26 protein-coding genes, 1 tRNA gene and 2 pseudogenes are annotated in these 26,012 nt (G+C 40.6%); 20 read left to right on the forward strand and 9 right to left on the reverse strand.

Annotated features, from left to right (window positions below):
- Nucleotides 1–22 precede the first annotated feature (22 nt).
- Both HMPREF0373_RS11030 and HMPREF0373_RS11035 read right to left on the reverse strand, forming a co-directional pair.
- Nucleotides 23–331, reverse strand: coding sequence for an ArsR/SmtB family transcription factor (locus tag HMPREF0373_RS11030; RefSeq protein ID WP_022036421.1), 309 nt, complete (start codon nt 329–331; stop codon nt 23–25).
- Between the two features lie 252 nt (nt 332–583).
- Nucleotides 584–2,911 (reverse strand): heavy metal translocating P-type ATPase, encoded by a 2,328-nt coding sequence (locus HMPREF0373_RS11035; protein WP_081695260.1) that lies wholly within the window; start codon nt 2,909–2,911, stop codon nt 584–586.
- Between the two features lie 250 nt (nt 2,912–3,161).
- Here HMPREF0373_RS11035 and spo0A point away from each other — a divergent pair, with 250 nt between their 5' ends.
- Nucleotides 3,162–3,950 carry a sporulation transcription factor Spo0A gene (spo0A, locus tag HMPREF0373_RS11040; protein WP_021739804.1) on the forward strand — a complete coding sequence of 263 codons (789 nt, stop codon included), beginning with the start codon at nt 3,162–3,164 and terminating at the stop codon, nt 3,948–3,950.
- A gap of 116 nt (nt 3,951–4,066) precedes the next feature.
- Nucleotides 4,067–5,500: pseudogene (gene glgA, locus HMPREF0373_RS11045) on the forward strand (glycogen synthase GlgA); the annotation flags it as partial.
- A 387-nt stretch (nt 5,501–5,887) separates the two neighbouring features.
- Here the strand turns inward: glgA and HMPREF0373_RS11050 are convergent.
- On the reverse strand, nt 5,888–6,787 hold the full coding sequence (locus tag HMPREF0373_RS11050; RefSeq protein WP_021739806.1) for a DUF5688 family protein: 900 nt from the start codon (nt 6,785–6,787) through the stop codon (nt 5,888–5,890).
- Nucleotides 6,788–7,094: 307 nt separating this feature from the next.
- On the opposite strand from HMPREF0373_RS11050, the gene HMPREF0373_RS11055 reads away from it, so the two are divergent.
- The 3 genes from HMPREF0373_RS11055 (at nt 7,095) to HMPREF0373_RS11065 (ending at nt 8,278) form a co-directional block, all read left to right on the forward strand.
- A tRNA-Thr gene (locus HMPREF0373_RS11055) sits at nt 7,095–7,167 on the forward strand.
- A gap of 193 nt (nt 7,168–7,360) precedes the next feature.
- Entirely contained in the window at nt 7,361–7,804 is a 444-nt protein-coding gene (locus HMPREF0373_RS11060; protein WP_021739807.1) for a VOC family protein, read from the forward strand.
- A 30-nt stretch (nt 7,805–7,834) separates the two neighbouring features.
- A complete protein-coding gene (locus tag HMPREF0373_RS11065) occupies nt 7,835–8,278 on the forward strand; it encodes a phosphate-starvation-inducible PsiE family protein (RefSeq protein ID WP_021739808.1) in 444 nt (147 codons plus the stop codon).
- An 88-nt stretch (nt 8,279–8,366) separates the two neighbouring features.
- Here the strand turns inward: HMPREF0373_RS11065 and HMPREF0373_RS11070 are convergent, their stop codons facing one another.
- On the reverse strand, nt 8,367–8,603 hold the full coding sequence (locus HMPREF0373_RS11070) for a helix-turn-helix transcriptional regulator (RefSeq protein ID WP_022036545.1): 237 nt from the start codon (nt 8,601–8,603) through the stop codon (nt 8,367–8,369).
- 196 nt (nt 8,604–8,799) lie between these two features.
- Between HMPREF0373_RS11070 and HMPREF0373_RS11075 the strand changes: the two genes are divergently transcribed.
- The 4 genes from HMPREF0373_RS11075 (at nt 8,800) to HMPREF0373_RS11090 (ending at nt 11,437) form a co-directional block, all read left to right on the forward strand.
- Nucleotides 8,800–9,273, forward strand: coding sequence for a hypothetical protein (locus tag HMPREF0373_RS11075; RefSeq protein ID WP_021739810.1), 474 nt, complete (start codon nt 8,800–8,802; stop codon nt 9,271–9,273).
- Nucleotides 9,274–9,407: 134 nt separating this feature from the next.
- A complete protein-coding gene (locus HMPREF0373_RS11080; protein WP_021739812.1) occupies nt 9,408–9,812 on the forward strand; it encodes a hypothetical protein in 405 nt (134 codons plus the stop codon).
- Between the two features lie 132 nt (nt 9,813–9,944).
- Nucleotides 9,945–10,322 carry a hypothetical protein gene (locus HMPREF0373_RS11085; protein WP_021739813.1) on the forward strand — a complete coding sequence of 126 codons (378 nt, stop codon included), beginning with the start codon at nt 9,945–9,947 and terminating at the stop codon, nt 10,320–10,322.
- 107 nt (nt 10,323–10,429) lie between these two features.
- Nucleotides 10,430–11,437: a helix-turn-helix transcriptional regulator gene (locus tag HMPREF0373_RS11090; RefSeq protein WP_021739814.1), complete on the forward strand. Its 1,008-nt coding sequence runs from the start codon at nt 10,430–10,432 to the stop codon at nt 11,435–11,437.
- Between the two features lie 21 nt (nt 11,438–11,458).
- Here the strand turns inward: HMPREF0373_RS11090 and HMPREF0373_RS11095 are convergent, their stop codons facing one another.
- Genes HMPREF0373_RS11095 through HMPREF0373_RS11105 form a run of 3 tightly spaced genes read right to left on the reverse strand, consistent with a single transcriptional unit; the run spans nt 11,459 to nt 15,541 of the window.
- Nucleotides 11,459–13,288 carry a DUF2201 family putative metallopeptidase gene (locus tag HMPREF0373_RS11095; RefSeq protein WP_021739815.1) on the reverse strand — a complete coding sequence of 610 codons (1,830 nt, stop codon included), beginning with the start codon at nt 13,286–13,288 and terminating at the stop codon, nt 11,459–11,461.
- A 31-nt stretch (nt 13,289–13,319) separates the two neighbouring features.
- Nucleotides 13,320–14,375 (reverse strand): AAA family ATPase, encoded by a 1,056-nt coding sequence (locus HMPREF0373_RS11100; protein ID WP_021739816.1) that lies wholly within the window; start codon nt 14,373–14,375, stop codon nt 13,320–13,322.
- 17 nt (nt 14,376–14,392) lie between these two features.
- On the reverse strand, nt 14,393–15,541 hold the full coding sequence (locus HMPREF0373_RS11105) for an RtcB family protein (RefSeq protein WP_081695262.1): 1,149 nt from the start codon (nt 15,539–15,541) through the stop codon (nt 14,393–14,395).
- 355 nt (nt 15,542–15,896) lie between these two features.
- Between HMPREF0373_RS11105 and HMPREF0373_RS16800 the strand changes: the two genes are divergently transcribed.
- Both HMPREF0373_RS16800 and HMPREF0373_RS11115 read left to right on the forward strand, forming a co-directional pair.
- Nucleotides 15,897–16,835, forward strand: a complete 939-nt coding sequence (locus tag HMPREF0373_RS16800) for a hypothetical protein (protein ID WP_044964032.1) — start codon at nt 15,897–15,899, stop codon at nt 16,833–16,835.
- A gap of 60 nt (nt 16,836–16,895) precedes the next feature.
- Nucleotides 16,896–17,252: a hypothetical protein gene (locus HMPREF0373_RS11115; RefSeq protein WP_242831208.1), complete on the forward strand. Its 357-nt coding sequence runs from the start codon at nt 16,896–16,898 to the stop codon at nt 17,250–17,252.
- 163 nt (nt 17,253–17,415) lie between these two features.
- Here the strand turns inward: HMPREF0373_RS11115 and HMPREF0373_RS11120 are convergent, their stop codons facing one another.
- Nucleotides 17,416–18,213: an ABC transporter permease gene (locus HMPREF0373_RS11120; RefSeq protein ID WP_021739820.1), complete on the reverse strand. Its 798-nt coding sequence runs from the start codon at nt 18,211–18,213 to the stop codon at nt 17,416–17,418.
- Nucleotides 18,214–18,465: 252 nt separating this feature from the next.
- Nucleotides 18,466–18,970, reverse strand: a pseudogene (locus HMPREF0373_RS11125) (ABC transporter ATP-binding protein); the annotation flags it as partial.
- Between the two features lie 148 nt (nt 18,971–19,118).
- On the opposite strand from HMPREF0373_RS11125, the gene HMPREF0373_RS11130 reads away from it, so the two are divergent.
- From HMPREF0373_RS11130 to HMPREF0373_RS16525, 9 genes are all read left to right on the forward strand, one after another.
- A complete protein-coding gene (locus HMPREF0373_RS11130; RefSeq protein ID WP_021739822.1) occupies nt 19,119–19,775 on the forward strand; it encodes an epoxyqueuosine reductase QueH in 657 nt (218 codons plus the stop codon).
- Between the two features lie 48 nt (nt 19,776–19,823).
- Nucleotides 19,824–21,239, forward strand: coding sequence for an argininosuccinate lyase (gene argH / locus HMPREF0373_RS11135; RefSeq protein ID WP_021739823.1), 1,416 nt, complete (start codon nt 19,824–19,826; stop codon nt 21,237–21,239).
- A 131-nt stretch (nt 21,240–21,370) separates the two neighbouring features.
- Nucleotides 21,371–22,462, forward strand: a complete 1,092-nt coding sequence (gene asd / locus HMPREF0373_RS11140) for an aspartate-semialdehyde dehydrogenase (protein WP_044964037.1) — start codon at nt 21,371–21,373, stop codon at nt 22,460–22,462.
- 225 nt (nt 22,463–22,687) lie between these two features.
- Nucleotides 22,688–23,674 carry a Gfo/Idh/MocA family protein gene (locus HMPREF0373_RS11145; RefSeq protein ID WP_021739825.1) on the forward strand — a complete coding sequence of 329 codons (987 nt, stop codon included), beginning with the start codon at nt 22,688–22,690 and terminating at the stop codon, nt 23,672–23,674.
- A gap of 30 nt (nt 23,675–23,704) precedes the next feature.
- Nucleotides 23,705–24,232, forward strand: a complete 528-nt coding sequence (locus tag HMPREF0373_RS11150) for a flavodoxin family protein (protein WP_021739826.1) — start codon at nt 23,705–23,707, stop codon at nt 24,230–24,232.
- Nucleotides 24,232–24,639, forward strand: coding sequence for an acyl-CoA thioesterase (locus HMPREF0373_RS11155; protein WP_021739827.1), 408 nt, complete (start codon nt 24,232–24,234; stop codon nt 24,637–24,639). The genes HMPREF0373_RS11150 and HMPREF0373_RS11155 overlap by 1 nt, the downstream gene beginning before the upstream one ends.
- A 19-nt stretch (nt 24,640–24,658) precedes the next feature.
- On the forward strand, nt 24,659–24,751 hold the full coding sequence (locus tag HMPREF0373_RS17360; protein ID WP_022036558.1) for a DUF6219 family protein: 93 nt from the start codon (nt 24,659–24,661) through the stop codon (nt 24,749–24,751).
- An 11-nt stretch (nt 24,752–24,762) separates the two neighbouring features.
- The gene (locus HMPREF0373_RS11160; protein WP_021739829.1) at nt 24,763–25,752 is read left to right on the forward strand and encodes a phosphotransferase; all 990 of its coding nucleotides are present in this window, start codon (nt 24,763–24,765) and stop codon (nt 25,750–25,752) included.
- 154 nt (nt 25,753–25,906) lie between these two features.
- The coding region (locus HMPREF0373_RS16525) for a helix-turn-helix domain-containing protein (RefSeq protein ID WP_147597891.1) at nt 25,907–26,012 on the forward strand (106 nt) is incomplete at its 3' end.

Raw genomic sequence — 26,012 nt, forward strand, 5'->3', positions numbered from 1 at the left:
ATAACCCTTTCATCATACATAATCATTCACACACATGTTCCAGACCCTGAGCCATGATGGTTGCCACATGATCGTCTGCCAGGGAGTAGTAGATGGTTTTCCCTTCCCGGCGGAATTTAACCAGTGCGGACTGTTTCAGAATCCGAAGCTGATGCGAGATAGCACTCTGTGTCATGGACAGCGCATCTGCAATGTCCTGCACACACAATTCCTGTTTGGAAAGAACTGATAAAATTCGTATTCTGGTCGGATCTCCAAATACTTTAAATAAATCAGCAAGCTGATATAAAGTGTCATCATAATTGGAATCATCCATATTTGCTATCCCCATTGTATCATATCCTCCAAATCGAAATTCTAGCTGCACTTTGCAGGAAAAATATTGTTCCAAATGTCCGATCGTGTGGCACAACGGTTCCCTGCATAGTACTTTTATTGTAACGTAAAATGAAAAGCAAGTCAAATAATTATCGGTGGTTTCTTCTGTACTGCTGAAAGTGATCTGATACAGGATAATGTAATGTATGCATTGCTTCAAGATGTAATCAGATTTCAGCAGCAGGAGAATACCACCGACTATTTTTTATTTAATATAGAGCGCACGGATGGAATTTAATACACAGATCATGGCTACACCGGTATCTGCGAATACAGCCATCCACATATTTGCATGTCCGGTCAGTCCGAGGATCATAACAGCAATTTTGATGACAAGTGCAAATACAACGTTCTGAATTGCAATACGGTTCGTTGCTTTTGAAATGTTGATAGACTGCGGAATGGCCTCTGTGGAAGATGTCATAAATACGACATCAGCCGCTTCAATGGCAGCATCTGCACCGGTTCCCATGGCAGCACCGACATCTGCACCGGCCAGTACAGGAGCGTCATTGATACCATCACCGACAAACATGACAGCACCATATTTATTGCGTATTTTTCCAAGCTCATTTAATTTGCCTTCCGGGAGCAGTTTCGCATGTACTTCGTCAATGCCGGTAGCAGCAGCGACTGCGTCAGCTCCGGACTGAGAATCCCCGGTGAGCATAACGGAATGCAGGCCAAGTGCTTTTAATTTCCGGATAGCAGATACAGCATCGGATTTAATCGTATCAGAGATAACCATATATCCGGCAAACGTACCGTTTACTGCAAGGAATACCTCGGAACCATAAGAATCAGCTGTCAGTTCCGGCATGATAATGTGATACTTATCCATCAATTTATGGTTTCCGCATAAAACGGAACCATAAGAAGTTTCTGCGATAATACCGTGTCCGGCGATTTCGGAGAGTTTTTCCGGCTCTGCAAAGTGCAGTCCCTTTTCTCTTGCCGCTGCGACGATGCTGACAGCAATCGGGTGTGTGGAATACTGTTCACATCCGGCACAGAGTGCAAGCAGTTCGTCTTCTGAAAGGGAACCGGAAGATACAGTTTTCTGAAGTTTAAAGTTACCTTCTGTGATTGTTCCGGTTTTATCCATGACAACAGCACCAAGTTTGCTTAAAGATTCCATGGACAGTCCGCCTTTGAACAGGATACCTTTTTTGGAACCGGCACCAATACCTGAGAAGAATGCCAGCGGCACGCTTAATACAAGGGCACAAGGGCAACTCATTACCAAAAAGGAAATGGCTGTGTAGATCCAGTAATTCCAGTTTCCGCTCACAACAGATGGAAGAATAGCAATGATGACGGCTGCGATTACGACGCAAGGGGTATATACCTTTGCAAATCTTGTGATAAAACGATCAATCTTCGGTTTACTTGCGGCAGCGTTTTCCATGGATTCCAGAATACGGGAAACCATAGATTCGGATAACGGCTTTTCCACACGCATTTTTAACTGGCCGGAGGTGTTGACACAGCCGGATGTGATGGAATCACCCACAGATACACTTACCGGAACCGGTTCACCGGTGATCGGAGAAGTATCCAGCCGGCTTTCACCTTCAATAATCACACCGTCCAGTGGAACTCTGTCACCTGGGCGGATCAACAGGATATCATCTACGTTTGCATCTTCTGCCGGAATGACAGTAATATTCTGATTAGATACGAGATTTACAACTTCCGGTCGCATATCGACGGCATCTATGATCTGACCACGGCTGCGTTCCACTGCTTTATCCTCGAAAAATTCACCGATGCGGTAGAAAAGCATAACACCGACAGCTTCCGGAAAATCGCGGATTGCAAACGCGGCAAGAGTAGCCACACTCATCAGGAAATTTTCGTCAAATACCTGTCCGTGGGAGATGTTTTTGAATGCTTTTACCAGGATTTCTCCACCCAGAATGATATAAGCAATCGCAAAAATAATAAAAGAAGCAAGTGCATTATCAATGGTGTGGTTTAAAATGATACCGATGGCAAAAAGTACGGCACCACTGATGATGCAGGCCAGTTCTTTCTTATCGTCGCCTTCTTCTTCGTGAAAATGACCTTCCGTCTGTTTCTGTTTTTTCTCTTTTTCCAGCGTATCTCTTGGAATAACTTTTACTTCTGACTCGATGGAAGCACAGATTTTCTGAACTTCCGGGAGGTATTTGTCCGGATCAGCGGCGGAGAGGCGCAGTTGTTTTGTAGTATAAGTAATAGTGGCAGCAGTAACACCGGGAAGTTCATTGATCTTATCTTCCATTTTGGCTGCACAATGAGCACAGCCAAGGTTCTGTAAAATATAAACTTTACTGTTCCCACTGTGGACACGTTCTACATGATGTTCATGCTCATGATGGTGATGCTCGTGTCCGCAGCCACAGTCATCGTCATGGTGTTTATGATCGTGATGGTGATGCTCATGTCCGCAGCCACAGTCATCGTCATGGTCATGAGCACAGCAATCGCAGGTGCAGGCCTCTTCTTCGTGCTGATGTTCCAATTTATGTTCGTCTTCCAATTTATGCATAGGGAAATCCTCCTGTCTATATTGATGAATATATGATTAATTATTCATATGAATATTAAAACATATGAACGTCTACTTGTCAACAGTATATTTTATTTATACAACGAAAAAATTGCAATCTGCGTCTTACTGTGATAGCATATTATATATAAACACGAAATGAAATTTATAGACAATAGTCGACAAAAAATAAGATTTCCTGTGTTTATAATACATTTGTTCGCAAAATATAAATCACTAGGAGGTAAATATGAGTAAGCTGAATGTCGGAATTGCAGATGATAATGAATTAATGGTACATCTGTTGTCAGATATTGTGGCACGAGATGAAGAATTACAGGTGGTAGGAACCGCATGTAATGGTGAGGAAGCGTACAAAATGATAAAAACAAAGGAGCCGGATGTCGTTCTATTAGATATTGTGATGCCAAAATTAGATGGCTTAGGTGTGATCGACAAAGTTAAAAAAGATAAAACGTTAAAGAAATTTCCGACATTTATCATGATCAGTGCAATCGGTCAGGAGCGTGTGACGGAGGATGCCTTCAAACTTGGCGCGGACTATTACATAATGAAGCCTTTTGACAGAGATATGATCGTAAATCGGATAAAAATGGTCCGACATCATGAAAATAGAAAGTCTTTTCATATGCGTCGGATTAATCCGGGAGAAAATCCGGAGCAATTGCAGAAAAGTCTGGAAAGTCGTGTCACGGATATCATCCACGAAATCGGTGTACCGGCACATATCAAAGGATATCAATATTTGAGGGATGCGATTATTATGTCTGTAAATGATATAGAAATGTTAAATTCAATTACGAAAATTCTGTACCCTACGATTGCCAAAAAGTATCAGACAACGGCAAGCCGTGTGGAGCGTGCCATCAGACATGCGATTGAAGTGTCATGGAACCGTGGAAAAATGGATACCATTGATGCTTTATTCGGTTATACCATCAATAATGGCAAGGGTAAACCTACTAATTCAGAGTTTATCGCACTGATAGCAGACAAAATCCGCCTGGAAAATAGTTAACGTTAAAAGAGATGAAAAGCAGGAAAAGAAACTGAGAAAAGCAGTTGGTGAGGCTCGGCAAATGTGCTATAATATTTTACAAATATACTACCTACAATAAGGATTGGGGGAACAGGATGAAAAAAATATTATTTGCATCATCGGAAGCAGTACCGTTTATTAAAACAGGTGGACTGGCCGATGTCGTTGGTTCTTTGCCGAAATATTTTCCAAAGAATGAATATGATGTACGTGTTGTGGTTCCGAAGTACATGTGCATGGACCGTAAATACACAGAAGAGATGAAACTTGTGACTGAATGTCAGGTGCAGTTAAACTGGCGTACCCAGTATGCAGGTGTTTATGAACGGAAAGAAGATGGTGTCACATTTTATTTCATTGACAATGAGTATTATTTTGCGGGACCGGCACCTTATGGACAGATTTATCAGGATGCGGAGAAATTTGCTTATTTTTCCAAAGCTGTCCTGACTATTTTGCCGGAAATCGGATTCCAGCCGGATATTATTCATTGTCATGATTGGCAGACAGGTCTGATTCCGGTATTTCTGGAAGCTCAGTTCCGGCAGAATGAGTTCTATCGCTATATGCGTACGGTATACACTATTCATAATATGAAATTCCAGGGACGCTGGTATGTGGATGCAATTCGAGATGTGACCGGATTGGACAGTTCCTATTTTACGATAGACAAGCTGGAAAGCTATGGAAATGCGAATCTTCTGAAAGGCGGTATCGTATATGCGGACCATATCACGACCGTCAGTGAGACATACGCGAAAGAGATTCAGTCCACCGAAGGTGGCGAAGGGCTGGATGGTCTGATGCGTGCAAAATCGTTTGCACTGTCCGGAATTGTCAATGGTCTGGATTATAATGTGTTTGATCCGAAGAAAGATCCGGCCATTGCAAAAAAACTGACGGGTGATGTTTCCTCTTATAAAAAAGCAAATAAGCAGGCATTACAGAAGGAGACTGGCCTAGAAGAAGATACGGATAAGTTCCTGCTTGGAATGGTATCCCGTCTGACCGATCAGAAAGGATTTGATCTTGTAGATTATATGATGGATGAAATCCTTGGCGATGAGCGGATTCAGATTGTAGTTCTTGGGACAGGAGAAAAGCGTTATGAAGATATGTTCCGATATTTTGCACAGAAATATCCGGGGCGTGTGTCTGCGAATATCTGTTATTCTGAGGAGTTTGCACACCGTATCTATGCAGGCTGTGATGCATTTCTGATGCCGTCCTTGTTTGAACCATGCGGACTGAGTCAGCTGATGAGTATGCGTTACGGAACTGTACCGATGGTTCGTGAAACCGGTGGCCTGAAGGATACGGTAGAAGCATATAATGAGTTTGAACATACCGGAACAGGATTCAGTTTTCATAATTATAATGCACATGAGATGCTTTATATGATTCGTTACGCTTGCAAGATTTATTTTGGCTATCCGGAAGAATGGGAAGGTATCATTCACCGAGGCATGGCGATGGATTATTCCTGGGCGGCATCTGCCAGCAAATATGCAGAGATCTACGAAGGACTCTATGCACGCAGTGAAAAAGAACATGCACAGGAGCTGGAATGGCAAAAAGAACTGGAAGAGCGGGAACAGAAACGTCTGGAAGCAGAATTGAGGGTCAAATTGATGCTGGAAGCGGAAGCTGCCGAAAGAGAAGCGGAACTTCAAAGAATGGAAGCTGCGGCAAAAGAAGCAGAGGCAAAGAAGAAAGAAACGGTCAAGCCAAAGGCAAAGCCAGCTGCAAAAACAAAGACAAATAATAAAAAGAAATAATGCTTCCCCTGATGGCTGCAGTATGAATCATCAGGGGAAGTGTAACGTGCAGTGATTCTGAGGAGAATAGGTCAGCTTATGCTGACCGGAATCACGCATCAAGTCTCACGTGCGTTCAACGTGAATTCATATATATTGTTACATCGTGATTTCATTTTCTTTGCGTGAATAATAATAGGCGTGCGTAGATAAAATTTCATCATCCTGAAGCTGTGTGTCATTGACCTCCTGAACCATTTCAGAAAGCTCCTGATAATCACTATTCTCCAGTGTTGGCACAAGGATTACTTCATGGATACTGCTTGGAAGAATATAGAAATCTGTCTGTGCTTCCGCGGCATAATGCTGCAGAAGATTTGGGTAGATGATACAGGCTGCACCGAAAAGATTACTTTCATTGGTGAGGACGAACATCGGGTATGGTACCTCACAGCAGCAGTCATCAGATACATGCTGGCTTTTATCGGTGAGTTCATGCAAAACATCATTCATGTCATAGAGTTTTTCCGGAAGAATCTGCTGCGTATTTTTTTTCGCAATCTCGAAGAGATCGTCGGTCTGCATATTCCAGTTTTTTAAATGGGAATGATGAATCAGTATCGTAGCTGACCCTTGTGTAATATCCATGCTGATCAGGCAGTAGAAGACGATGGCAAGATCCAGAAATCGAATATGCGGAACATCTTTGAGGAGTATTTTGTTACGTTCGTAGTGAATCAGCTTCAGGGCGATTTTGTCTCTGATGTTGGAAAAGTCTGTGAAAAAAGAGGAATCAATATTTCCGGATGGCCTGTGATTCTGATAATCCCTTAATAATGATTGGTACACATCTTGAAAGGCTACGCCGTGTTTATAGGAATCGTAATAGTAGTTCAGATACAGTGTTGGTGATATATTACAGTCATTTTCCATGATAGAAAGTCCGTCCAGAACAATGCCATTATTTTTTGTAACCTGTTGAATGGAAATATGTTTGGGGTCTGGGATATCACGCTCTAAGCGTTCCATGATAACTGTTTGAAATGTAGAATAGTTCATGATTGATTTGTATAAAGATAAGACGAATATAGTAGTTTTTACTTGGATAACATATCACAGTTTAGGAAGAATAGCAAGTGTAATCTGAAAAATATTCTAAATATGAACACCATTTGAACACAGGTCGCAAAGCGGCTGCGTTCATGAGCAAGTAGCGAAAGCGGATTGTGAATGTCCGCTTTACAAGTATTTGGCATGGAACTGTAATAAAATTTGTTTCACAACTGAAATTTTGTACAGATTTGTGAAAAAAATGAAAAAAAGGTCTTGCAACAAAGGGAAAAATCTAATATAATATCTCATGCGTGCTTCGATGGCTCAGTTGGTAGAGCGACGCACTCGTAATGCGTAGGTCGAGGGTTCGAGTCCCTTTCGAAGCTTGTGATCAGAAAGTCCCGGTTTTTACCGGGATTTTTTGTTTGTAAAAAATCATCTTGCAGGAGGCATATTTTTTCTATATACTGATTACATCGTCAAAAGGGCGAAGCATTTGTCGTACAAGGGCGGATGAAGCACTTTTGGGACGTCACGATTATTGAAAGAAAGATTGTCAGATGGAGGTAATAGAGAAAAATGGCAGTAAAAATCAATGGGATCAATCACTGTGCAATCAGTGTTGCGGATATTGAAGAAACGATTAAATGGTATCACGATGTGTTTGGATTTACCGTGGTTAACCGTTCGGAAATTCCAGGAGCAGGCATCAAAGTGGCACATCTGCAAGGAGTAGGTTTTTTGTTGGAAGTATTTGAAGCACCAGGAGCGAATGCCTTGCCGGAAGATCGCAGAGTACCGAATCGGGATCTGATGACACATGGAAACAAGCATATGTCCTTTGGCGTACCGGATGGAAAAAAAGCGAAAGCTGAGCTGGAGGCAATGGGTGTCGAAATCGCGATGGTTGCGGAAGTAGATGATACGTATGGTGTTTTTATCCGGGATAACACAGGAAATCTGATTGAGATTTTTGAAGAGTCTGGTGACGTGGTGTTCAATCAGCACAAAGATCAGGCATAAGATAATTCAGAGAAAGGAAAGTAATGATATATGGGGGCAAAGATTCGAAAAATGATTGACCATGCCAGTGAATTGCTGGAGCTTGTGGTCAATGTCATTATTATAATTGCTGTGGTTGTAGCAATTTTGTCGTTATGGAAACCGTTTTTGGCATTTGTACAGAACCGGGAATCGGCACATGCATTTCTGGATTTCCTTGGGTATGTATTAAACGTTCTGATCGGCATTGAGTTTTTCAAAATGCTTTGTAAACCGGATGTGGACACGATCCTGGAAGTCGTAATGTTTGTAATCGTCCGTCATATGGTGGTGCTGGATACCAGTGCGGTGGAAAATCTGTTGACGATCATTGGTATGGCAATTATATTTGCAATTAAAAAATTCCTGAAAACACCAAGGGAAGAAGAAAAGGAAATACCGGAAAGTAAAGTCAGAGAAAAACTGGACGTTATCACAAAAGGGAAAGTAGAATAGAATAAAAAACAGTATGTAAAAAGACGGAGCATATGAAGGATGAATATGTTCCGTCTTTTTTGTTTTGAAATAGTTTTTTATGCTGAGGCTATTTGAAAAAATCTTCTATGGGTGTTGCAAGCACCTGAGACAGACCGTACAATTCAATATCCGTAACTGTCCGACTGCCGTCTTCAATTCTGGAAATGGAACCGCGACAGATATAGATGGCCAGTGTTTCCAGTTTATCAGAGAGCTGCTGCTGGCTCATATGCTTCTTTTTTCGTAAAATTTTCACTTTATTTCCAATCAGATTTTTGTTATCAGTATCAATAATCCGTGCCATACAAAGACCTCCTGTCTTGAAATAGGACATAATAAATGGTATACTAAGAATCACAAAAAACTGTCTTATTACAGGACATAATATGGAATTAAATGACAGATGGTGTCTTTGAATAATTAAAAAAATATTGTGTCGATGACAGTATATGTCCGTCTGTAATTATATAATCAAGAAAAAACAGGAAAAGGAGTAAAAAATGGGAAGAGATTCAGAAGATAAAGCAGGACGTATTCTGTCGATATATACGAGATTGAAACAAGGAAAAGTGATTTATAAGCAGGAAGAGAGTATCCGTTACGGGGTAGCTGCCAGAACGATCCAGAGGGACATTACAGATATGCAGTGCTTTTTGCAGGAGCAGTCATCATTGTTCGGCGAAATACAGGAAATTGTTTATGACAAAACTGCTGGCGGATACATTTTACAGACTAGAAAAAGCAATAAGCTGGACGAAAAAGATCTGCTGACAGTTGCAAGGGCTTTAATGGAGAGCCATGCAACGACAAAGAGGGAGTGGTATCAGATTGTGCATAAATTGATATATTTATGCGGATCTGATGAAAATCTAATATGGGAAAAGATAATTGCAAAAGGTACTGATACATGGTTAAGAGAAGGGGGTGAAGGATATGTCAATGAAAACGGTAATGAAACGATGTCCGAAGTGTAAAAAGCCATATTTTTGGAATCCGGATGTGGGACAGATAGAGTGTCCGAATTGCGGGAGATTGAGTAAAATGATAAACAAAGATGAACAGAAGAAATCTGTAAGTAAATTACATTAAGAAAAAGGAGAAATTATTTATGTCAAATTCAGTAGTTGTAACAACAGAAGAAGAACTTCGTGTAGCATGTGAAAAAAAGGTAGAACACATTTTGATAAAAGGTGATTTGGCAAAAACTGTAGAAAAAAATATGAAACAGAGAAAAACCAGAAAAAAATTTATGATTGGAAGTGTAGCAATTGCGGGACTTGGATTTATTGCTGCACCTTTCACTGGTGGGGCAAGTATACCTATTGCAGGATTATTGGCTGCAGCAGAAGAAGGAGGTGCAGTTGGAGGTGCAGCAGTTTCTACAATCGCAATATTGCTAGCAGGTGGATTGGGACTTTCAATAATAACAGTTCTTGCCGGATATGAACTAGAATATAGCACTAGTGATGGTACTAGTATTAAATTAAAACCTTCAAATTCAAAAGAAAAGTAATTTTAATATTCAAAATAACTACTTAGGGAAGATCTATATGCATATATTGATTTCTGTTGTGTTAAAAAGTATCAATAAAATAATAAGAAACATTGAAGAAAAAGAGAATAGTGAGAAAGGAAGGATTTACTTATGAGAACAGAAAAAGAATTAGGAGAAGCATTAAAAAGAGAAGAGGATACTATTACAATAGAGGGAGATTTAGTTAAGAAAGTAATTAAAATACATGGGACTGGAAAACCAGCTTGGGGGCTGGCAATTGGAGCCATTGGTGTGGCAGTAGTTTCTGTAGTAGCAACAGTAGCAACAGCAGGTACATCGACTCCAGCAACAGGATCTGCAGCGCTTATTTCAGGAGGTGCGGCAGCAACTGTTTTAGGTGTTCCTACAGCAGTATCAGCAGTTTCAATCGCAGTCGCTGCAGGAGGTGTAGGTGCTTTGAATAAGTTGAGAGATTACAATTTGACAAAAATTAATGATAATAAAGTAATCTTAAAAAGAAAGAAATAAAACATTTGCAGCGAAGTGTATGAGAGAGAGGTGTATTCTATTATAAATTATAGAATAAACTTCTCTTTTTATAAGAACGATAAGTGAAAAAAACTGAGTGAAAATTAATGGAAAAAATATCAAAAAACTATCGAATCCTGAACATGTACCAGCGTTTATGTTCCGGAAAATGTCTGAATAAACAGGAAGAAGCCAAGCAGTTTGGCGTAGATGAACGATCTATTCAACGTGATATAGATGACATTCGCGCATTTCTTATGGAACAGACAGACAATTCCGGTGATTCCAGACAAGTTGTATATGACAGAAGCCGAAAAGGCTACGTGTTGACCGGAGCAGAGCAAGCCTTAATGTCAAATGATGAAATTCTGGCAGTCAGTAAAATTTTGTTGGAAAGCAGAGCATTTACCAAAAAAGAAATTAAAGAAATTCTTGATAAGATGATTTTGGGCTGTGTTCCGCAGAAAAATATGAAATTAGTGTCCGAATTAATCAGAAATGAAACATTTCATTATGTGGAATTGAAGCATAAGTCCGTGGTGAAGGATAAGCTTTGGGTTTTGGGAGAAGAAATAAAGCAGTGTAATTTGATCGAAATTACATATGGGAAAAAAGTTTCTGCCAGAGAAAACGTAAAACGGGTAATTCAACCGGTAGGTTTAATATTTTCAGAGTATTATTTTTATTTGAATGCATTCATTGTAGAAAAAGATGATACTGGAAAGTATGTACAAAAGTACGATTATCCGGCAATTTTCAGAGTTGACCGTATCAAATCTTATCAGGAAGTGGGCGAAAAATTCAAAATTGCATATGCGGATCGGTTTGAAGAAGGTGAATTTCGAAAACGGGTGCAGTTTATGTTTCCGGGAAAATTGACAAGGATTGAGTTGAAATATACCGGACGAAATGTGGAAGCGGTTTTGGACAGGCTTCCTACTGCCGAAATATTGTCGGAAACGGAAGATTCGTATACAATAGAAGCGGAAGTTTACGGAAAGGGTATTCTCATGTGGCTCTTGAGTCAGGGAAGAAATATCGAGGTTCTAAAACCACAGAGCATGCGGGAAGAAATGAGAAAGAATCTACAGGATATGTTACAATTGTATAGGTAAGTGTATCAGGGAGTGAATTTATCACTCCCTGAAATAAAATACATCACCTTTAGGTGCAAATGGCAGTTTGTTTCCCTTAGGAAGTAAAAACGCATGTTTTCGCCTAATTTTCAGATGATCTTCAATCATGCCGTCTGTAATGATCAAAATCGGACCATCTGCCGGAAAATCAGAAGCTTTCTCCAGACAGTCAATACCAGGCTGCAGAACAGTACCGCCGCGTCCGGTGACTTTGACACTTCCTGCAATCGCTTCCGGTGCCAGATATCCTGCATCAGTGGCCTTGGCATCACAAAAAATCAATCGGACAAAGGAAACATCTTTAGCTTCCGCATAACTGGCAATAGATCCAAGTGCCATGCCAAGCTGTTTGGTGGACATGGAACCGGAGGTATCAACTACAACACCGAAAGTTCTGTTTTCCAGATCCTGTTCACGGAGGGAGTAACTTGGTCTTGGAATATCAGGTGTGGCACCTTGACGCCTGCTAGGTCTTGCATAGGTACGATGCTTTTCAAGAGGTGGAAATTGTGTATCAAACCAACGAGCCAGTTCGACATCCCATGGAATGACGGGCATGGTAAGCGCACGGATTTCTTCTACCAGACCTGCCGGCAGATAACCGCGGTTGTTGGTGACATGATAATCCAGTCCTTCGCGCAAAGCGTTTTTGAAAAAATCATCCAATGAAATCCCATTTCTGAGACTTTCAAAATGAGGACTGTTTTCTGCAAAAATGTCTCCCTTATGATAACCGCGAAATGTATCCGATTTTTTAAATTTTCGCATTTCTTTCAGAATCAGATCATAAATTCCTTCGGCAGACGTGTTATGGAGTGATTGGTCATATAGAAGACCATACGTGGGAGCAGTCCCAATTTCCATCTCATGCAGCCAATCGTTAATGACATAATCACAGGCAACATTCCATAGATAAAAATCACGTCCATTGCATCTTTTATGGTGCTGAAGTCCGGCATGAAGATATTCATGAGCGAGAACAAAGATCCATTCTTCTTTGGATAAATCGCAGGATGGATTAGCATAAATGATCCCCTGTTCCGCATCGACCGCAGCAATATGTATTTCGTATTTGTGGCAAAGTTCTACATCTTCTGCAATATGAAAAGAAGCTGCCAACCCACCAAGCAGCGGATAATGAGTTAAAAACCAGTTTGCTGCCTGTGAAATGACTGTATCTTGTTTCGGAGACTGGAGATATCCTCCGGCATCGCTGATGGCAGATTTTATGGAATGTGTGATTGCGTAAGAGAAGGTTTTGGCATAATGATTGGATTCGCCCTTTTTATAGATACAGGGATGTTCAATACCGATCATATCTTTCTGCTTTTTTGCATTTGTTCCATAAGTTTGTATTGCGGAATCATCATGGGTTAGAAGATATTCATAGATTTTTTGCTCATCATTTAATTTTATGGGATAACCTGATGCCGGATCTGCACAGAACGGATCACCGAGGCGGATATCGTAAAGAAATCGGGTAATGTAAATGTCACAGGCTTTATTCCAAAGTTCTGGGATGAATTCCAAATGAGGTGGAATGTGATCCTGGTCAAAATGCCCAAATGCCAGATGCAGCAGGTTGTGTGCGAGCACGTAATACCATTGCTCTGGAGAAAGAATGATATTTGTGTTGACATGGATGGTTCCGTTTTTGAAAACACAGGCAATACTTCCTTTTTCATTCAAATGGGATGCTTTTGTCAGAATGGTTCCCTCCAACTGCTGAAAAAGTGGATTGTGCATCAGCAACGCATACCCGGATTCCAGATTTCGATAACCGGTTGGAGTGTCTTCTTCACGATAATATTTTCTACTAAACCAAGGCATTGTTTCACCTTCTTTCTATAAAAATAATAAGTTAACGAACCAGTTTTGGAAGATCTCGGATGACTTCCATCATAAACCAATCCGGAAGGGATTCCTGATTGTCGGAAGCGACGGTCATCTGTGCGATTTCAAAATTAATAGTTGCAAGCTCCCGGAGCATTCCTTTGGCGCGATATACAAAGGACAGCATATTTCCGGAAATTTCCTGTTTGCTTTTGGGAAGTTCTGCAAGTAATTTGGCGCGGAAAGACTGTGCAAGAAAATATAACACGTCTCTGTCTTCTGGTTTGCCCGGCCATTTCGCTTTCTGTGCAATGATCTCATCTAATAAATGCGTATTGCGCAATGTTTTTGTGTACGCAAGAAACATTCCTGCATGGGATTCGGAAAGACATGCATAGGCAAGCATTTTCAAGGTATTTATGGATAGTTCTCTTTTTCCGGCACCATATTCTGTCAGTGCATCGCTGAGCATATGCCAGGAGCGTGGTGTGGAAAATGGTTCTTCCGTTTTCGGTGGTTCGGAAAACAGATGATCCGGTCTTTGAATAATGTAATCAATGATCCAAGGATGGAGACCTTCTGCCTGAGCCCATTTAATCCACTGTCCGGCATCTGCTTTTAATTGTACATGAAACATTCGGTTGATCAGTGCGGAAGACATTGTTTTTACGATGGCACTGTCCTGAGCGCGGTTCCCGGCTCCGACAACAATGCTGCCTTTAGGAAGACAATATTCACCGATTCGACGTTCATGGATCAGAGAATAGAACGCTTTCTGTACTTCCTGTGTGCAAGCATTGAGTTCATCCAGAAAAAGTACATAAGGTTCCTTTCGTGCGATCATTTTTGGTGGAAGAAACTCAGATGTTTCTCCCTTGATCTGTGGAATGCCGATAATGTCTTCCGGAGCAAGCTGGCTTCCGAGCAGTGATACGCATGGAAGACCGACTTCGCGGGCAAACTGTTCTACGAGAGCTGATTTTCCGATTCCCGGTGCGCCCCAGATAAATACAGGTCTCACCGGGGCGATATTGAGCAATATTTCTAGTAAATCATTTTGTGTAACGGTAATTGGTAAATTCATAATATTTCTCCTCTGGTTTATTTTTCTCCAGCTTTGAAGTTATACACCGGACGAAGTACATTTGTTATATCTACCGTATCTTGAATGACATCCAGCATATCATCCATGGAACGGTAGGCAAATGGCGCTTCGTCCAAAGTGTCTTTGTTGATACAGCTGCTGTAAATTCCTTTCATTACTGATTTAAAGCCGGAAACGGTAAAGGATGATTTGACATCTTCCCGTTTCATGATTCGACCGGAACCGTGTGGGGCGGAGCAGTTCCAGTCTGGATTTCCTTTTCCGGTGCCAAGAAGAATACCATCCCGCATGTTGATCGGAATGATCACTTTTTCACCCGAAAGGGCAGAAATAGCACCTTTGCGGAGCATAGGGGCATGAAATAACTCTGTGATTTCAGGGCGATTGTCCACATAGTTATGAATACACTCATAAGAATCCAAGACTTTCCATTTCATACCTTTGACAAGTTCATCCAGCATGATTTCACGATTCAGGGAGGCATATTTCTGTACAATCTGCAGATCATGAAGGTAATGCTGCATCATGTCACCTTCAAGCCAGGTAAGTTCATAAGGTATTTGTAATCCCTGTTCTTTTAAAACTTTTTGTCCTTGATTTAAGTAATATTCTGTTACTTCTTTTCCAAGACGGCGGCTTCCGGAATGAATGACAATGTAGAGGTTACCGTCATCGTCTTTATCCGCTTCGATGAAGTGATTGCCACCCCCGAGTGTTCCGAGACTTCGCATTGCTTTGTCCATCTGGATGTGGGAAGCACAGTGCAAAGCAGAAAAATCAAAGTATTCTGCAAATCGATGCGGCTTCATTCGAATGGAAAATCCGGATGGTATGTTTTCACGGATTACGGTATCTAATTTCTGATATTCAATTTTTTTATCTTTGATCTGTGCTAAGGTCATGCCGCAGCCAATATCAATGCCTACAAGGTTTAAAATGATTTTGTCTCCAAGTGTCTGGGTTAAGCCGATGGGACCGACTTTGCCCGGGTGAACATCCGGCATGACACGGATGCGGCAGTTTTTTGAAGCTTCCTGATCGCAGATCATTTGAATCTGAGCCAGTGCATAGTCCTCAATGGCATGAGCTTCATTATTTGTGGTAAATATATTTGCAAATGTGTATGTTCCTTCGATTGTTTTCATAATATTTATCTCCATTATTTTTCTTCATTTGTTTTGGTGGCTTTATTGGCGTCATTATACTATAAATTTTACAACATAGCAGTAAACGGCTGGTTTATGGAACCTTTTCGTTATGTACGATAACATTTAAGAGTGACATATATTGACATTGTGAGCCACAAAATGGAATATTGAAAAATTCTTTTGTGAGAAATCACAATGACAATATATGTCTGTCTTATGCGGTACAATCAAGGAAAAATCGGAAATTGAACTTCCACGGAGAAAGGTTTCTTATTTTTCATTACTTACAGATTTCCCTTTAATTACAGAAGCGGGAGTCTCAATTCAAACAAAGACGAAGGAGCGAAAAGGAATGTACAGAGAATTTATAGACGAATTTGTGTTGTCACCAAGCATGAGGGAGTATTTGAAAACCGTAGATTTAAGTGTGGAACAGATTACGCAGTTGATTTATTTTTCGCCGGTTTTGCTGCAACAGAAAAAGCAAGCATTTTACAGATTGCGGGATCTGGCAGAGAAAAATCAGGATGAAATTTTGAAAAAAGAGTGCCACAGATATATTTCAAATATGGAAGAAGCGTTGTCTTATTTGCGTGTAAATGGGATTATTTCAGTGGAATCGAATATTGCGGATGAGATGATGAATGAAGCAGATTCACATTTTGAAGGGGTGTTTGATACCTGTAATGAAGCAATGAACTTTGTAGATCGTCATGCCAAAAAGGAAGGAACAGATCCTTATGGACGCATCTGGTATATTTTGAAGAAATGGATCAAAAATGATGATGGAGAATATTATGACGCGTGTTCTTATGTAGTGGCGGATGATGAGATTTATTACGCGGAGCTGGATAATACGCCGAATGGTGAAAAACGGGAGGACAGCATTGATTATTGCGATGGTATGAATTTGAATCTTCCTGTGCCGTTTCAGGCGGGAGATCTGCTTTATGTCAATGGTTTTCCATATGCCATAGCATTTCCTATGTTGATTTTGACGGTTGGAGACAATCGTAGCTGTTGTTCAGTGAGAGCATTGAGTAAGACCGCAGATGATACCTGGTATATTGGATCAGTAAAACATGGGAGAGTTGGTTATTTTTCTTTCCCAACTGTGTCACCGCTTTATACGGCAACGATTTGGCGTGGAAACATGGGAATTGGAGATGAAATTTTGAAAGAGGTGAAGGAGTATATTGGTTCTGATCCAAAGAGGGGACAACAGTTTTGTGAGGATTTTTTGGGATATGAGCTTTCGGAAAAGGAGCTTGAAAATATTGTGAAAGAGTAGTATATAATTGTAAATAAGTATAAGTCTATTTTTGAAATTGAGGTGGATCAGGCGACACAGATGGCAGATCTTACGAAAGGATATCCCTTTGCATTTCAGGTTCTTGGCTATCTGACATGGAATCATCATGGAGATTACAACGCTGTCAGAGGAGAATATGAGCAATATCTGAGTGAATTTGTTTATGACAAAATCTGGTCGGAACTGTCACAGAAAGATCGTATGGTTGCACGTGGAATTGCAGATGTGGAAGGTGGAAAAATAAAGGATATTCGGGAACATTTACACATGGAAACAAATGAGTTTAATCCATATCGGAAAAGACTGATTAAAAAGGGAATTCTTTCCGGTGAAACGAGAGGTTATGTATATTTTACATTGCCGCTTTTTGAAGAATATGTTATGGAAAATTATTAATTATTTATTGACTGGCCAGAGAATATAAAAGTTAGAATTGATTAGCAGTAAAAGACAGTAAAACATTTGAAAAACAGTAAAAGAAAGTGAAACGCTGTATCCACAGAATGATCCGGATACAGCGTTTTCGTGTTCCCTATATATCTACTGATAATGACAACGGTTATACCTTTTTCAGATACCATTTCTCTAAAGATACAATCAACTGATACAATCCCATGGCGATCAGACAGAGTATCACGATTCCAAGAATGACCCAGTCCAGTTTCATGATCTGACTGCCATAAATGATCATATATCCCAGCCCCCGGCGGGAAGAAATAAATTCACCAATTACAACGCCTACCAGACAAAGTCCGATGTCTACCTTCATGATGGAAAACAGATTGGGAATATTGGCTGGAAAAACAACTTTTGTCAGGATATTCCGTCGATTCCCACCCAGTGTTTCAATCAGTTTCATCTGATTTGGATCGACACCCAGAAAGCCTTGATAGAGACTGAGGATGGAACCAAATATTGCCACAGACATTCCGGTGACGATGATGGTTTTGTAATTGCCGCCCAGCCATACGATTAGCAGTGGCGCCAGGGCAGATTTTGGCAGGCTGTTCAGCACAACCATATACGGTTCTGATACATCAGAGACAGATTTTTTTGCCCAGAGCAAAACTGCAATCAGAATGGTAAAAAGAATGACCAGCACAAAACTGATCATTGTTTCCAACAATGTGATGCTGACATGCTGCCAGATGATTCCTTCCATCAGCATTTGCACAAAGCAGGTGACAAGCCGTTTCGGGGAACTGAAAATAAAGTCATTGATCCAGGACAGATCTGCTGCCAGTTCCCAGAGAACGAGAAAAACCACAAAGATAAAAATGCGCAAAAAGTGTATTTTTCGTTTGTATTGCTGATGCTGATACAGGAAGGTTTCCTGCGCAGTTTCAGGTCGTTTCATGGTGCAGCTCCTTCCAGATAAGATTAAAATAGGTTTTGAAATCAGCGTGATCCCGGCGCTCCATCGGTGTCAGCTGTTCCGGAAATGCCACAGGTATAATGCGATGAATACGTCCGGGACGTTCCGTGAGTATGATGATGCGGTCTGCCAGACTGACGGCTTCCGCCAGATCATGTGTGACAAGGATCGCTGTTTTCTTTTCTTTTTGGATAATGGAACCGATGTCGTTGCTGACCGACAGGCGTGTCTGATAATCCAGTGCGGAAAACGGTTCGTCTAAGAGCAGCAGCTCCGGTTTTAATACGAGAGTACGGACCAGAGCCACACGTTGCCGCATGCCGCCGGAAAGCTGACTTGGCTTAGAATGAGAGAATTTCTCCAAACCATATTGTTTCAAAAGCTGTTTTGCATAAGAACAGCTTTCTTCTGTTACTTCATGACGGATTTCAAGTCCAAGTAGTACATTTTTCCAGATGCTGCGCCATTCCAACAGATAATCCTGCTGCAGCATATATCCGATATGGCATCGGCTGTCTGCCGTCAGTGGATTACCGTTTAAAAGCAGTGTGCCGGATTCCGGTGTGAGCATGCCGGCCAGCAGATTTAAGAGGGTAGATTTTCCACATCCGCTGGGTCCGACGATGGCAACAAAGTCTCCTGTATTAACGGTAAAGGTGATATCTGATAAGGCAGCGGTTTCCCCCTGCATCGTGTGATATGCATAGGACAAATGTTGAATTTCAAACAACGAATGCATGAGAGTCCTCCTTCAAATTTATAACAGTATTAAGCATTATCTTGCATACATGTGATGAGTGAACTGTAACGGATATAGTATAATGTATGTGAAAATAGCATTGGTTGCTATTGTAAAAATAGCAGGAATCGTATAAAATAAATGAGTTATGAAGCAGAATTACCAAAAAGAACTGGAAAAGAAAATTCAAAAACTGCAGACGGAGCAAAAAGTTCCGAGTCTGTTATTACATGCCTGCTGTGCACCATGTAGCAGCTATGTATTGGAATATCTGGCGGAATATTTTCACATCACGGTATTTTTTTATAATCCGAATATCACGGATGCAGCGGAATATCACAAGCGTGTGGAAGAGGAAAAACGTCTGATCCGGGAATTGCCGGTGAAATATCCGGTGTCTTTCATGGAAGGAAACTATGAGCCTGAACGGTTTGTTGCGGAGGTGAAAGGATTAGAGCATGTTCCAGAAGGCGGTATCCGCTGTGAAAAATGCTTTGTGCTGCGTTTGTCAGAAACAGCAAAACTGGCGCAGGCACATGGATTTGATTATTTCACGACATCACTGACCATTAGTCCGCTGAAAAATGCAACATTGTTGAACGAGGTAGGAGAGGCTGTGGCAGCAGAATACTGTCACGGAGCTACTGCTTTTTTGAATTCTGACTTTAAGAAGAAAAATGGATATAAGCGGTCTGTGGAATTGTCGGAACTTTATGGTCTGTACCGGCAGGATTATTGCGGCTGTGTCTATTCAAAGTTGCAGCGGGAACAGGAAAAAAGGGCAAAAGCGCAGGAAGAATCTTGACAGGGATAAACTGTGCGCAGATAAGAGAATTGAAGGAGGAACAACGAGATGGCACAATTATGGGGAGGACGTTTCACAAAGGAGACGGACAAACTGGTTTATAATTTTAACGCATCAATTTCTTTTGACCAGAAATTTTATAAACAGGATATCCAGGGAAGCATCGCGCATGTATGCATGCTTGGAAAGCAGGGAATCCTGACAAAAGAAGAGATGCAGGATATTGTAAGGACACTCGATGAGATCTGCAAAGATGTAGAATCCGGTAAACTGAAAATTACAGATGAATATGAGGATATCCACAGCTTTGTGGAGGCAAATCTGATTGACCGTCTGGGTGATACCGGTAAAAAACTTCACACCGGACGAAGCAGAAATGATCAGGTTGCATTGGATATGCGTCTGTATACACGTCTGGAAGTGCTTTACACAGATGAACTTGTACGAGATCTGTTACAGGAACTGTTAAAAATCATGGAAGAGAATACTGAGACGATCATGCCTGGATTCACACATCTGCAGAAAGCACAGCCAGTTACATTAGCTCACCATGTTGGTGCTTATTTTGAAATGTTCAAACGTGACAGAAGCCGTCTGCATGATATTTATAATCGTATGAATTACTGTCCGCTGGGTGCAGGTGCTTTAGCAGGAACCACCTACCCGTTAGACAGAGAATATACGGCATCCCTGCTTGGATTTGAAGGTCCGACCTTAAACAGCATGGATTCTGTATCTGACCGTGATTATGTTATTGAATTTTTATCCGCATTATCTACAATCATGATGCATTTGAGCCGTTTCTGCGAGGAAATCATCATCTGGAATTCCAATGAGTATCAATTTGTGGAAATCGATGATGCATACAGCACCGGAAGCAGTATCATGCCGCAGAAAAAGAATCCGGATATTGCTGAACTGGTACGTGGAAAAACAGGCCGCGTGTACGGTGCACTGATGTCTATTCTGACTACTATGAAAGGCATTCCGCTTGCTTATAATAAAGACATGCAGGAAGACAAAGAGCTGACGTTTGATGCCATTGATACCGTTAAAGGTTGTCTGGCACTGTTTACCGGTATGATTTCTACAATGAAATTTAACAAAGAAGTTATGAGCAAGAGTGCACGCCATGGATTTACAAATGCGACAGATGCTGCTGATTATCTGGTAAATCATGGTGTTCCGTTCCGTGATGCGCATGGAATCGTAGGTCGTATTGTACTGTACTGCATCGACAAAGGCATTGCGATCGATGATATGTCTCTGGATGAATTAAAAGCCATCAGTCCGGTATTTGAAGAGGATATTTATGATGCTATTTCCATGGATACCTGTGTGAACAAACGTCTGACCATCGGTGCACCGAGTAAAGAAGCCATGATGCAGGTAATCGCAATTGAAAAAGAATATCTGGCACATGACTGGCTGGAAAATATTGAAATTTTACAGGAAACCAAGTAAAGAAATAAAAGAAAGACTTGCATTTTTCTGAGAATTGTTATAAGATAGCACAAGACAAAGACAATTGTTCGCGGTAAACGGACAAAAAGTGAGATGTATATCAAAAAACGATCGCAATGGAGGATGTAAAAATGAGTGAGAAATTAAAAGTCGGAATATTAGGCGGAACAGGAATGGTAGGTCAGAGATTTATCTCTCTGCTGGAAAATCATCCGTGGTTTGAAGTAACAACAATCGCAGCGAGCCCGCGTTCAGCCGGAAAGAGATATGAGGACGCCATTGGCGATCGGTGGAAAATGACAACTCCGATGCCGGAAGCAGTAAAAGACATTGTAGTCATGAACGTAAATGAAGTAGAGAAAGTTGCTTCGGAAGTAGATTTTGTATTCAGTGCCGTAGATATGTCAAAAGACGAGATCAAAGCCATTGAGGAAGCATATGCAAAAACAGAGACACCGGTTGTATCAAACAACAGTGCACACCGTTGGACACCGGATGTACCGATGGTAGTTCCGGAGATCAACCCACAGCATATGGACGTTATTAAATATCAGAAAAAACGTCTTGGTACAACACGCGGATTTATCGCTGTAAAGCCAAACTGTTCCATTCAGTCCTATGCACCGGTACTGACAGCCTGGAAAGAGTTTGAGCCGTATGAGGTTGTTGCAACTACTTATCAGGCGATTTCCGGAGCCGGTAAAACATTCAAAGACTGGCCGGAGATGGTAGAAAATATTATCCCATATATTGGCGGAGAGGAAGAAAAATCCGAGAAAGAGCCGCTTCGTCTCTGGGGTGAGATCGATGAGGAGAAAGGCGAGATCGTTCCTGCAACTTCACCGGTTATCACTTGCCAGTGTATCCGTGTTCCGGTATTAAACGGACATACAGCAGCAGTTTTCGTGAAATTCCGCAAGAACCCGACAAAAGAGCAGCTCATTGAAAAATTAGAGCAGTTCAGCGGCGTTCCGCAGGAGTTAAATCTTCCGAGTGCACCGAAGCAGTTTATCCGCTACATGCAGGAAGATAACCGTCCGCAGGTTCAGCTTGATGTTGATTATGAAAAAGGCATGGGTATCAATGTAGGTCGTCTGCGTGAGGACTCTGTATATGATTGGAAGTTCGTAGGACTTTCCCATAATACGGTTCGTGGTGCTGCAGGTGGAGCGGTTCTTTGTGCAGAACTTCTGAAGGCACAGGGATATATTACAAAAAAATAATTATGTGCTGATAAAAAATACATAAATAATAAGAAAAGGATGAGTTTTCCGCTGAAATTGGAAGACTCATCCTTTTTGAAATTACATTTCTAAATGTGTGGCTGGAAATATAATGCCAAAACCATACGAGTTTATCAAGTTTTTACAGAAAAAGCATAGAAAAAATAATGAATCTGTGAGAAAATATGTGGCAGATAAACAAAGAAATTTCAGGAGGCAAAAGAGATGAGAGAAAACCTTAACTGGGCGGTACTTGGAACCGGTGTGATTGCAAATGAAATGGCGCAGGCGCTGCAGAAAATGGGAAAATCTCTGTATGCAGTTGGAAACCGTACTCATCAGAAGGCGGTAGATTTTGCAGAAAAATATGGTGTAGGTAAAGTATATGATCAGATCGATGATATGTTTGAGGATGAAGATGTCGATATTATTTATATTACCAGTCCACATAACACACACTATACTTTTATGAAAAAGGCATTACAGTATGGAAAGCATCTTTTAGTGGAAAAATCCATTACATTAAACAGCAGAGAACTGGATCAGATGATCGCACTGGCACAGGAAAAGAATTTAATTCTGGCTGAAGCGATGACCATCTGGCATATGCCGATTTATAAGAAATTGTGGAACATCGTAAAAGAAGGAGCACTTGGAAAAGTCCAGATCATAACAATGAATTTTGGCAGTTTTAAGGAATATGATATGAAGAACCGCTTTTTCAATCTGAATCTGGCGGGAGGAGCAATGCTTGATATTGGTGTCTATGCACTTTCGATTGTCCGTAGTTTTATGGATGAGACTCCAACCAATATATTAAGTCAGTGGAAACCATCTCCGACAGGTTCCGACGAGCAGGCAACTGTTTTGCTGCAGAATTCACAGGGACAGATGGCAACAGTAGCATTATCTATGCATTCAAAACAACCAAAACGTGCCATGATTAGTTGTGAAAAAGGATATATTGAAATTATGGAATATCCGCGTGCTGATAAAGCAGTTATCGTGGACGCCGAAACCGGGGAACGGACAGAAATTACAGAAGGTGAGACTGGCAATGCACTGTATTATGAAATGCTGGATATGGAGCGGGCAGTGCGTAGCGGTAATGCAAATGGAATGCATCTGGAATATACGAAAGATGTCATGGACATTATGACAAAACTTCGGAAAGACTGGGGTATGAAATATCCGGAAGAGAACTGGGATTAGATTTTTGATGAAAAAGGAGATAACATAAATATGAAAATCGTAGTATTAAACGGAAGTCCACGTAAAGGTGGAAATACAGAAATTATGACGCAGGCATTTACAAAAGGTGCTGAGAAAAAAGGACATGAAGTAGTCAACTTACCTGTTGGTACCATGAAAATCCGTGGATGTATGGCGTGTGAGTACTGTTTCTCTCATAATGGAGAATGTGCACAGAAAGACGATATGACACAGGTGTATGCAGAATTGAAAGATGCGGATATGGTTGTATTTGCATCTCCGATTTACTGGTTCGATATCACTGCACAGTTAAAAGCAGTCATCGATCGTTTGTATGTGGGGGCAACAGCAGGATTTCATTTTCATAAAACAGCGTTGTTGTTAGATGCCGGTGCAGATCATGTATTTGATGCTGCAATCGAACAGTATCGTGCAACAGCTGCTTATGTGAAGTGGGAAAACTGTGGAATCATTACTGTTCCAAATATGGAAAGCAAAGGCAGCATGAGTGCCTGTCCGAAGCTGACAGAGGTAGAAGCATTGGGAGAGTCTTTATAATGCAGAAATACAGACATATTGTGCAGTATTATGAAACAGATAAAATGGGGATTACACATCATTCAAATTATATCCGTTGGATGGAAGAAGCCAGAATTGATTTTCTCAGACAGATTGGATGGGACTATGCAAAACTGGAGTCAATAGGCATTATATCTCCGGTTATAGCAGTAAACTGCAAATATAAAAAAAGCACAACCTTTGAAGATGTTATTGACATTGATGTCATAGTAGAAGAATTCAAAGAAGTAAAATTGAAATTGCAATATACTATGACAAATGCGCAGGGAGAAATTGTATGTCAAGGATATTCAGAACATGGATTTATCAATCCGAAAGGCAAGCTGATTCGGTTAAAAAGAGAATATCCGGACTTTTATCATGCATTGAGTGAACTGGCAGAGTAAGAAATGGAGGGATGAAACGATGAAAGCACATAAATGGTGGAGCATTGCGGCATTATTTTGTATGATTATGGCAATTTATTCAGGTCATAAAATAATTCATAAGGCAAAGTAGAATTTATCAAAATGAATAATTTAGAGAAGGTATGTAGAATATGCGAGTTAGGGGACTTCGAGCAAGAACCCAAAATTGTCACTGGCGGTCTGCTGCATAAAATGTATTGTGTTGAAACTAATCAAGGGAAATATGCAATAAAAGTATTAAATTCTAATGTTATGAATAAGCCAGATGCCTTGGAAAAACTTGAACAGGCAGGACGTATTGCATATAGATTAAAAAATGAAAATGATATTTCTGCAATTTGTGTAAAATCTGTGGCTGGAAAAATGATTTTTGAAGTGGATCATGCATATTATGAAATTTTTGAATGGTTTGACGGAAAATCAGTTTTTTATCCAGATATAACAGCTGCTCATTGTGCAAAAGTCGGAGAGCAATTAGGAAAAATCCATGCTTCAAATATTTGCGTGGAAGGATTGTATCCGGAAAATACAGTGCGTTGTAAATATGAATGGAAGTATCTTTTATCTGCCTTGAAAAAAGATGTTGAAGTGTATTCGCTTTTTCAGGAAAATGTTTTACAGTTGGAGCAATGGGATTGTGATGTGGTTGAAAATGCCGCAAAACTGAAATGTAATCAGGTGATAAGTCATCGAGATTTAGATCCTAAAAATATTATGTGGAAAATCGATGTTCCATATATTATTGACTGGGAAGCTGCTGGTTATATAAATCCGTATGAGGAACTGATACAGGTACTAAACTATTGGATTGTTGATGAAAATCAGAATTGTAATAAGGAAAAGTTTGATGCATTGATGAATGCATATCGTTCATGGATAGATGTAAAGTACGAATATTGGAATGAGATATTCCTATGTGGATGCGATGCTATGTTGGGCTGGTTAGCATATAATATTCAGGTTTTGATAGAAGCACAGAATCCGATTGTGGAAAATGCAGCAAGGGAACAGATAACGAAAACATTATTTGAGTTAAAGATGTATGATAAACAGCAGATGATATTGAAAAACTGGATTTTACAATATCTATAAAATTTTAACAAGAGCTAGCAAGAATTCTCCTTCCTCTACAGGTGGGAGATGAATTGCAAAATAAATACAGCAAATACAGGCAGAACGCTTGTTCTACTCAAAGGGATATAGTATAATATAATCAGTCGAAGCGATGGAAAGCGAGGCTGATCATATGGAAAAAATAACTCATAACATAGCTTACCGTTTTCGTATATATCCAAACCGAGAACAGGAAGTTCTGCTCGAAAAAACATTTGGCTGCTGTCGTTTTTTATATA

Source organism: Eubacterium ramulus ATCC 29099, from assembly GCF_000469345.1.
GTDB lineage: Bacteria > Bacillota > Clostridia > Lachnospirales > Lachnospiraceae > Eubacterium_I > Eubacterium_I ramulus.

Excerpts from the sequence above, each read along its gene's own strand:
- HMPREF0373_RS11100 (WP_021739816.1), bottom strand. The coding sequence starts at position 14,375 with ATGAATTTACCAATTACCGTTACACAAAATGATTTACTAGAAATATTG.
- HMPREF0373_RS11075 (WP_021739810.1), top strand. The coding sequence starts at position 8,800 with ATGGGAAGAGATTCAGAAGATAAAGCAGGACGTATTCTGTCGATATAT.
- HMPREF0373_RS11130 (WP_021739822.1), top strand. The coding sequence starts at position 19,119 with ATGAAGCAGAATTACCAAAAAGAACTGGAAAAGAAAATTCAAAAACTG.
- HMPREF0373_RS11145 (WP_021739825.1), top strand. The coding sequence starts at position 22,688 with ATGAGAGAAAACCTTAACTGGGCGGTACTTGGAACCGGTGTGATTGCA.
- HMPREF0373_RS17360 (WP_022036558.1), top strand. The coding sequence starts at position 24,659 with ATGAAAGCACATAAATGGTGGAGCATTGCGGCATTATTTTGTATGATT.
- HMPREF0373_RS11115 (WP_242831208.1), top strand. The coding sequence starts at position 16,896 with ATGGCAGATCTTACGAAAGGATATCCCTTTGCATTTCAGGTTCTTGGC.
- HMPREF0373_RS11105 (WP_081695262.1), bottom strand. The coding sequence starts at position 15,541 with ATGAAAACAATCGAAGGAACATACACATTTGCAAATATATTTACCACA.
- spo0A (WP_021739804.1), top strand. The coding sequence starts at position 3,162 with ATGAGTAAGCTGAATGTCGGAATTGCAGATGATAATGAATTAATGGTA.
- HMPREF0373_RS11070 (WP_022036545.1), bottom strand. The coding sequence starts at position 8,603 with ATGGCACGGATTATTGATACTGATAACAAAAATCTGATTGGAAATAAA.
- HMPREF0373_RS11155 (WP_021739827.1), top strand. The coding sequence starts at position 24,232 with ATGCAGAAATACAGACATATTGTGCAGTATTATGAAACAGATAAAATG.
- HMPREF0373_RS11065 (WP_021739808.1), top strand. The coding sequence starts at position 7,835 with ATGGGGGCAAAGATTCGAAAAATGATTGACCATGCCAGTGAATTGCTG.
- argH (WP_021739823.1), top strand. The coding sequence starts at position 19,824 with ATGGCACAATTATGGGGAGGACGTTTCACAAAGGAGACGGACAAACTG.
- HMPREF0373_RS11120 (WP_021739820.1), bottom strand. The coding sequence starts at position 18,213 with ATGAAACGACCTGAAACTGCGCAGGAAACCTTCCTGTATCAGCATCAG.
- HMPREF0373_RS11050 (WP_021739806.1), bottom strand. The coding sequence starts at position 6,787 with ATGAACTATTCTACATTTCAAACAGTTATCATGGAACGCTTAGAGCGT.
- HMPREF0373_RS11030 (WP_022036421.1), bottom strand. The coding sequence starts at position 331 with ATGGGGATAGCAAATATGGATGATTCCAATTATGATGACACTTTATAT.
- HMPREF0373_RS11150 (WP_021739826.1), top strand. The coding sequence starts at position 23,705 with ATGAAAATCGTAGTATTAAACGGAAGTCCACGTAAAGGTGGAAATACA.
- HMPREF0373_RS11160 (WP_021739829.1), top strand. The coding sequence starts at position 24,763 with ATGAATAATTTAGAGAAGGTATGTAGAATATGCGAGTTAGGGGACTTC.
- HMPREF0373_RS11080 (WP_021739812.1), top strand. The coding sequence starts at position 9,408 with ATGTCAAATTCAGTAGTTGTAACAACAGAAGAAGAACTTCGTGTAGCA.
- HMPREF0373_RS11095 (WP_021739815.1), bottom strand. The coding sequence starts at position 13,288 with ATGCCTTGGTTTAGTAGAAAATATTATCGTGAAGAAGACACTCCAACC.
- HMPREF0373_RS11085 (WP_021739813.1), top strand. The coding sequence starts at position 9,945 with ATGAGAACAGAAAAAGAATTAGGAGAAGCATTAAAAAGAGAAGAGGAT.
- HMPREF0373_RS11060 (WP_021739807.1), top strand. The coding sequence starts at position 7,361 with ATGGCAGTAAAAATCAATGGGATCAATCACTGTGCAATCAGTGTTGCG.
- HMPREF0373_RS11090 (WP_021739814.1), top strand. The coding sequence starts at position 10,430 with ATGGAAAAAATATCAAAAAACTATCGAATCCTGAACATGTACCAGCGT.
- HMPREF0373_RS16800 (WP_044964032.1), top strand. The coding sequence starts at position 15,897 with ATGTACAGAGAATTTATAGACGAATTTGTGTTGTCACCAAGCATGAGG.
- asd (WP_044964037.1), top strand. The coding sequence starts at position 21,371 with ATGAGTGAGAAATTAAAAGTCGGAATATTAGGCGGAACAGGAATGGTA.
- HMPREF0373_RS11035 (WP_081695260.1), bottom strand. The coding sequence starts at position 2,911 with ATGCATAAATTGGAAGACGAACATAAATTGGAACATCAGCACGAAGAA.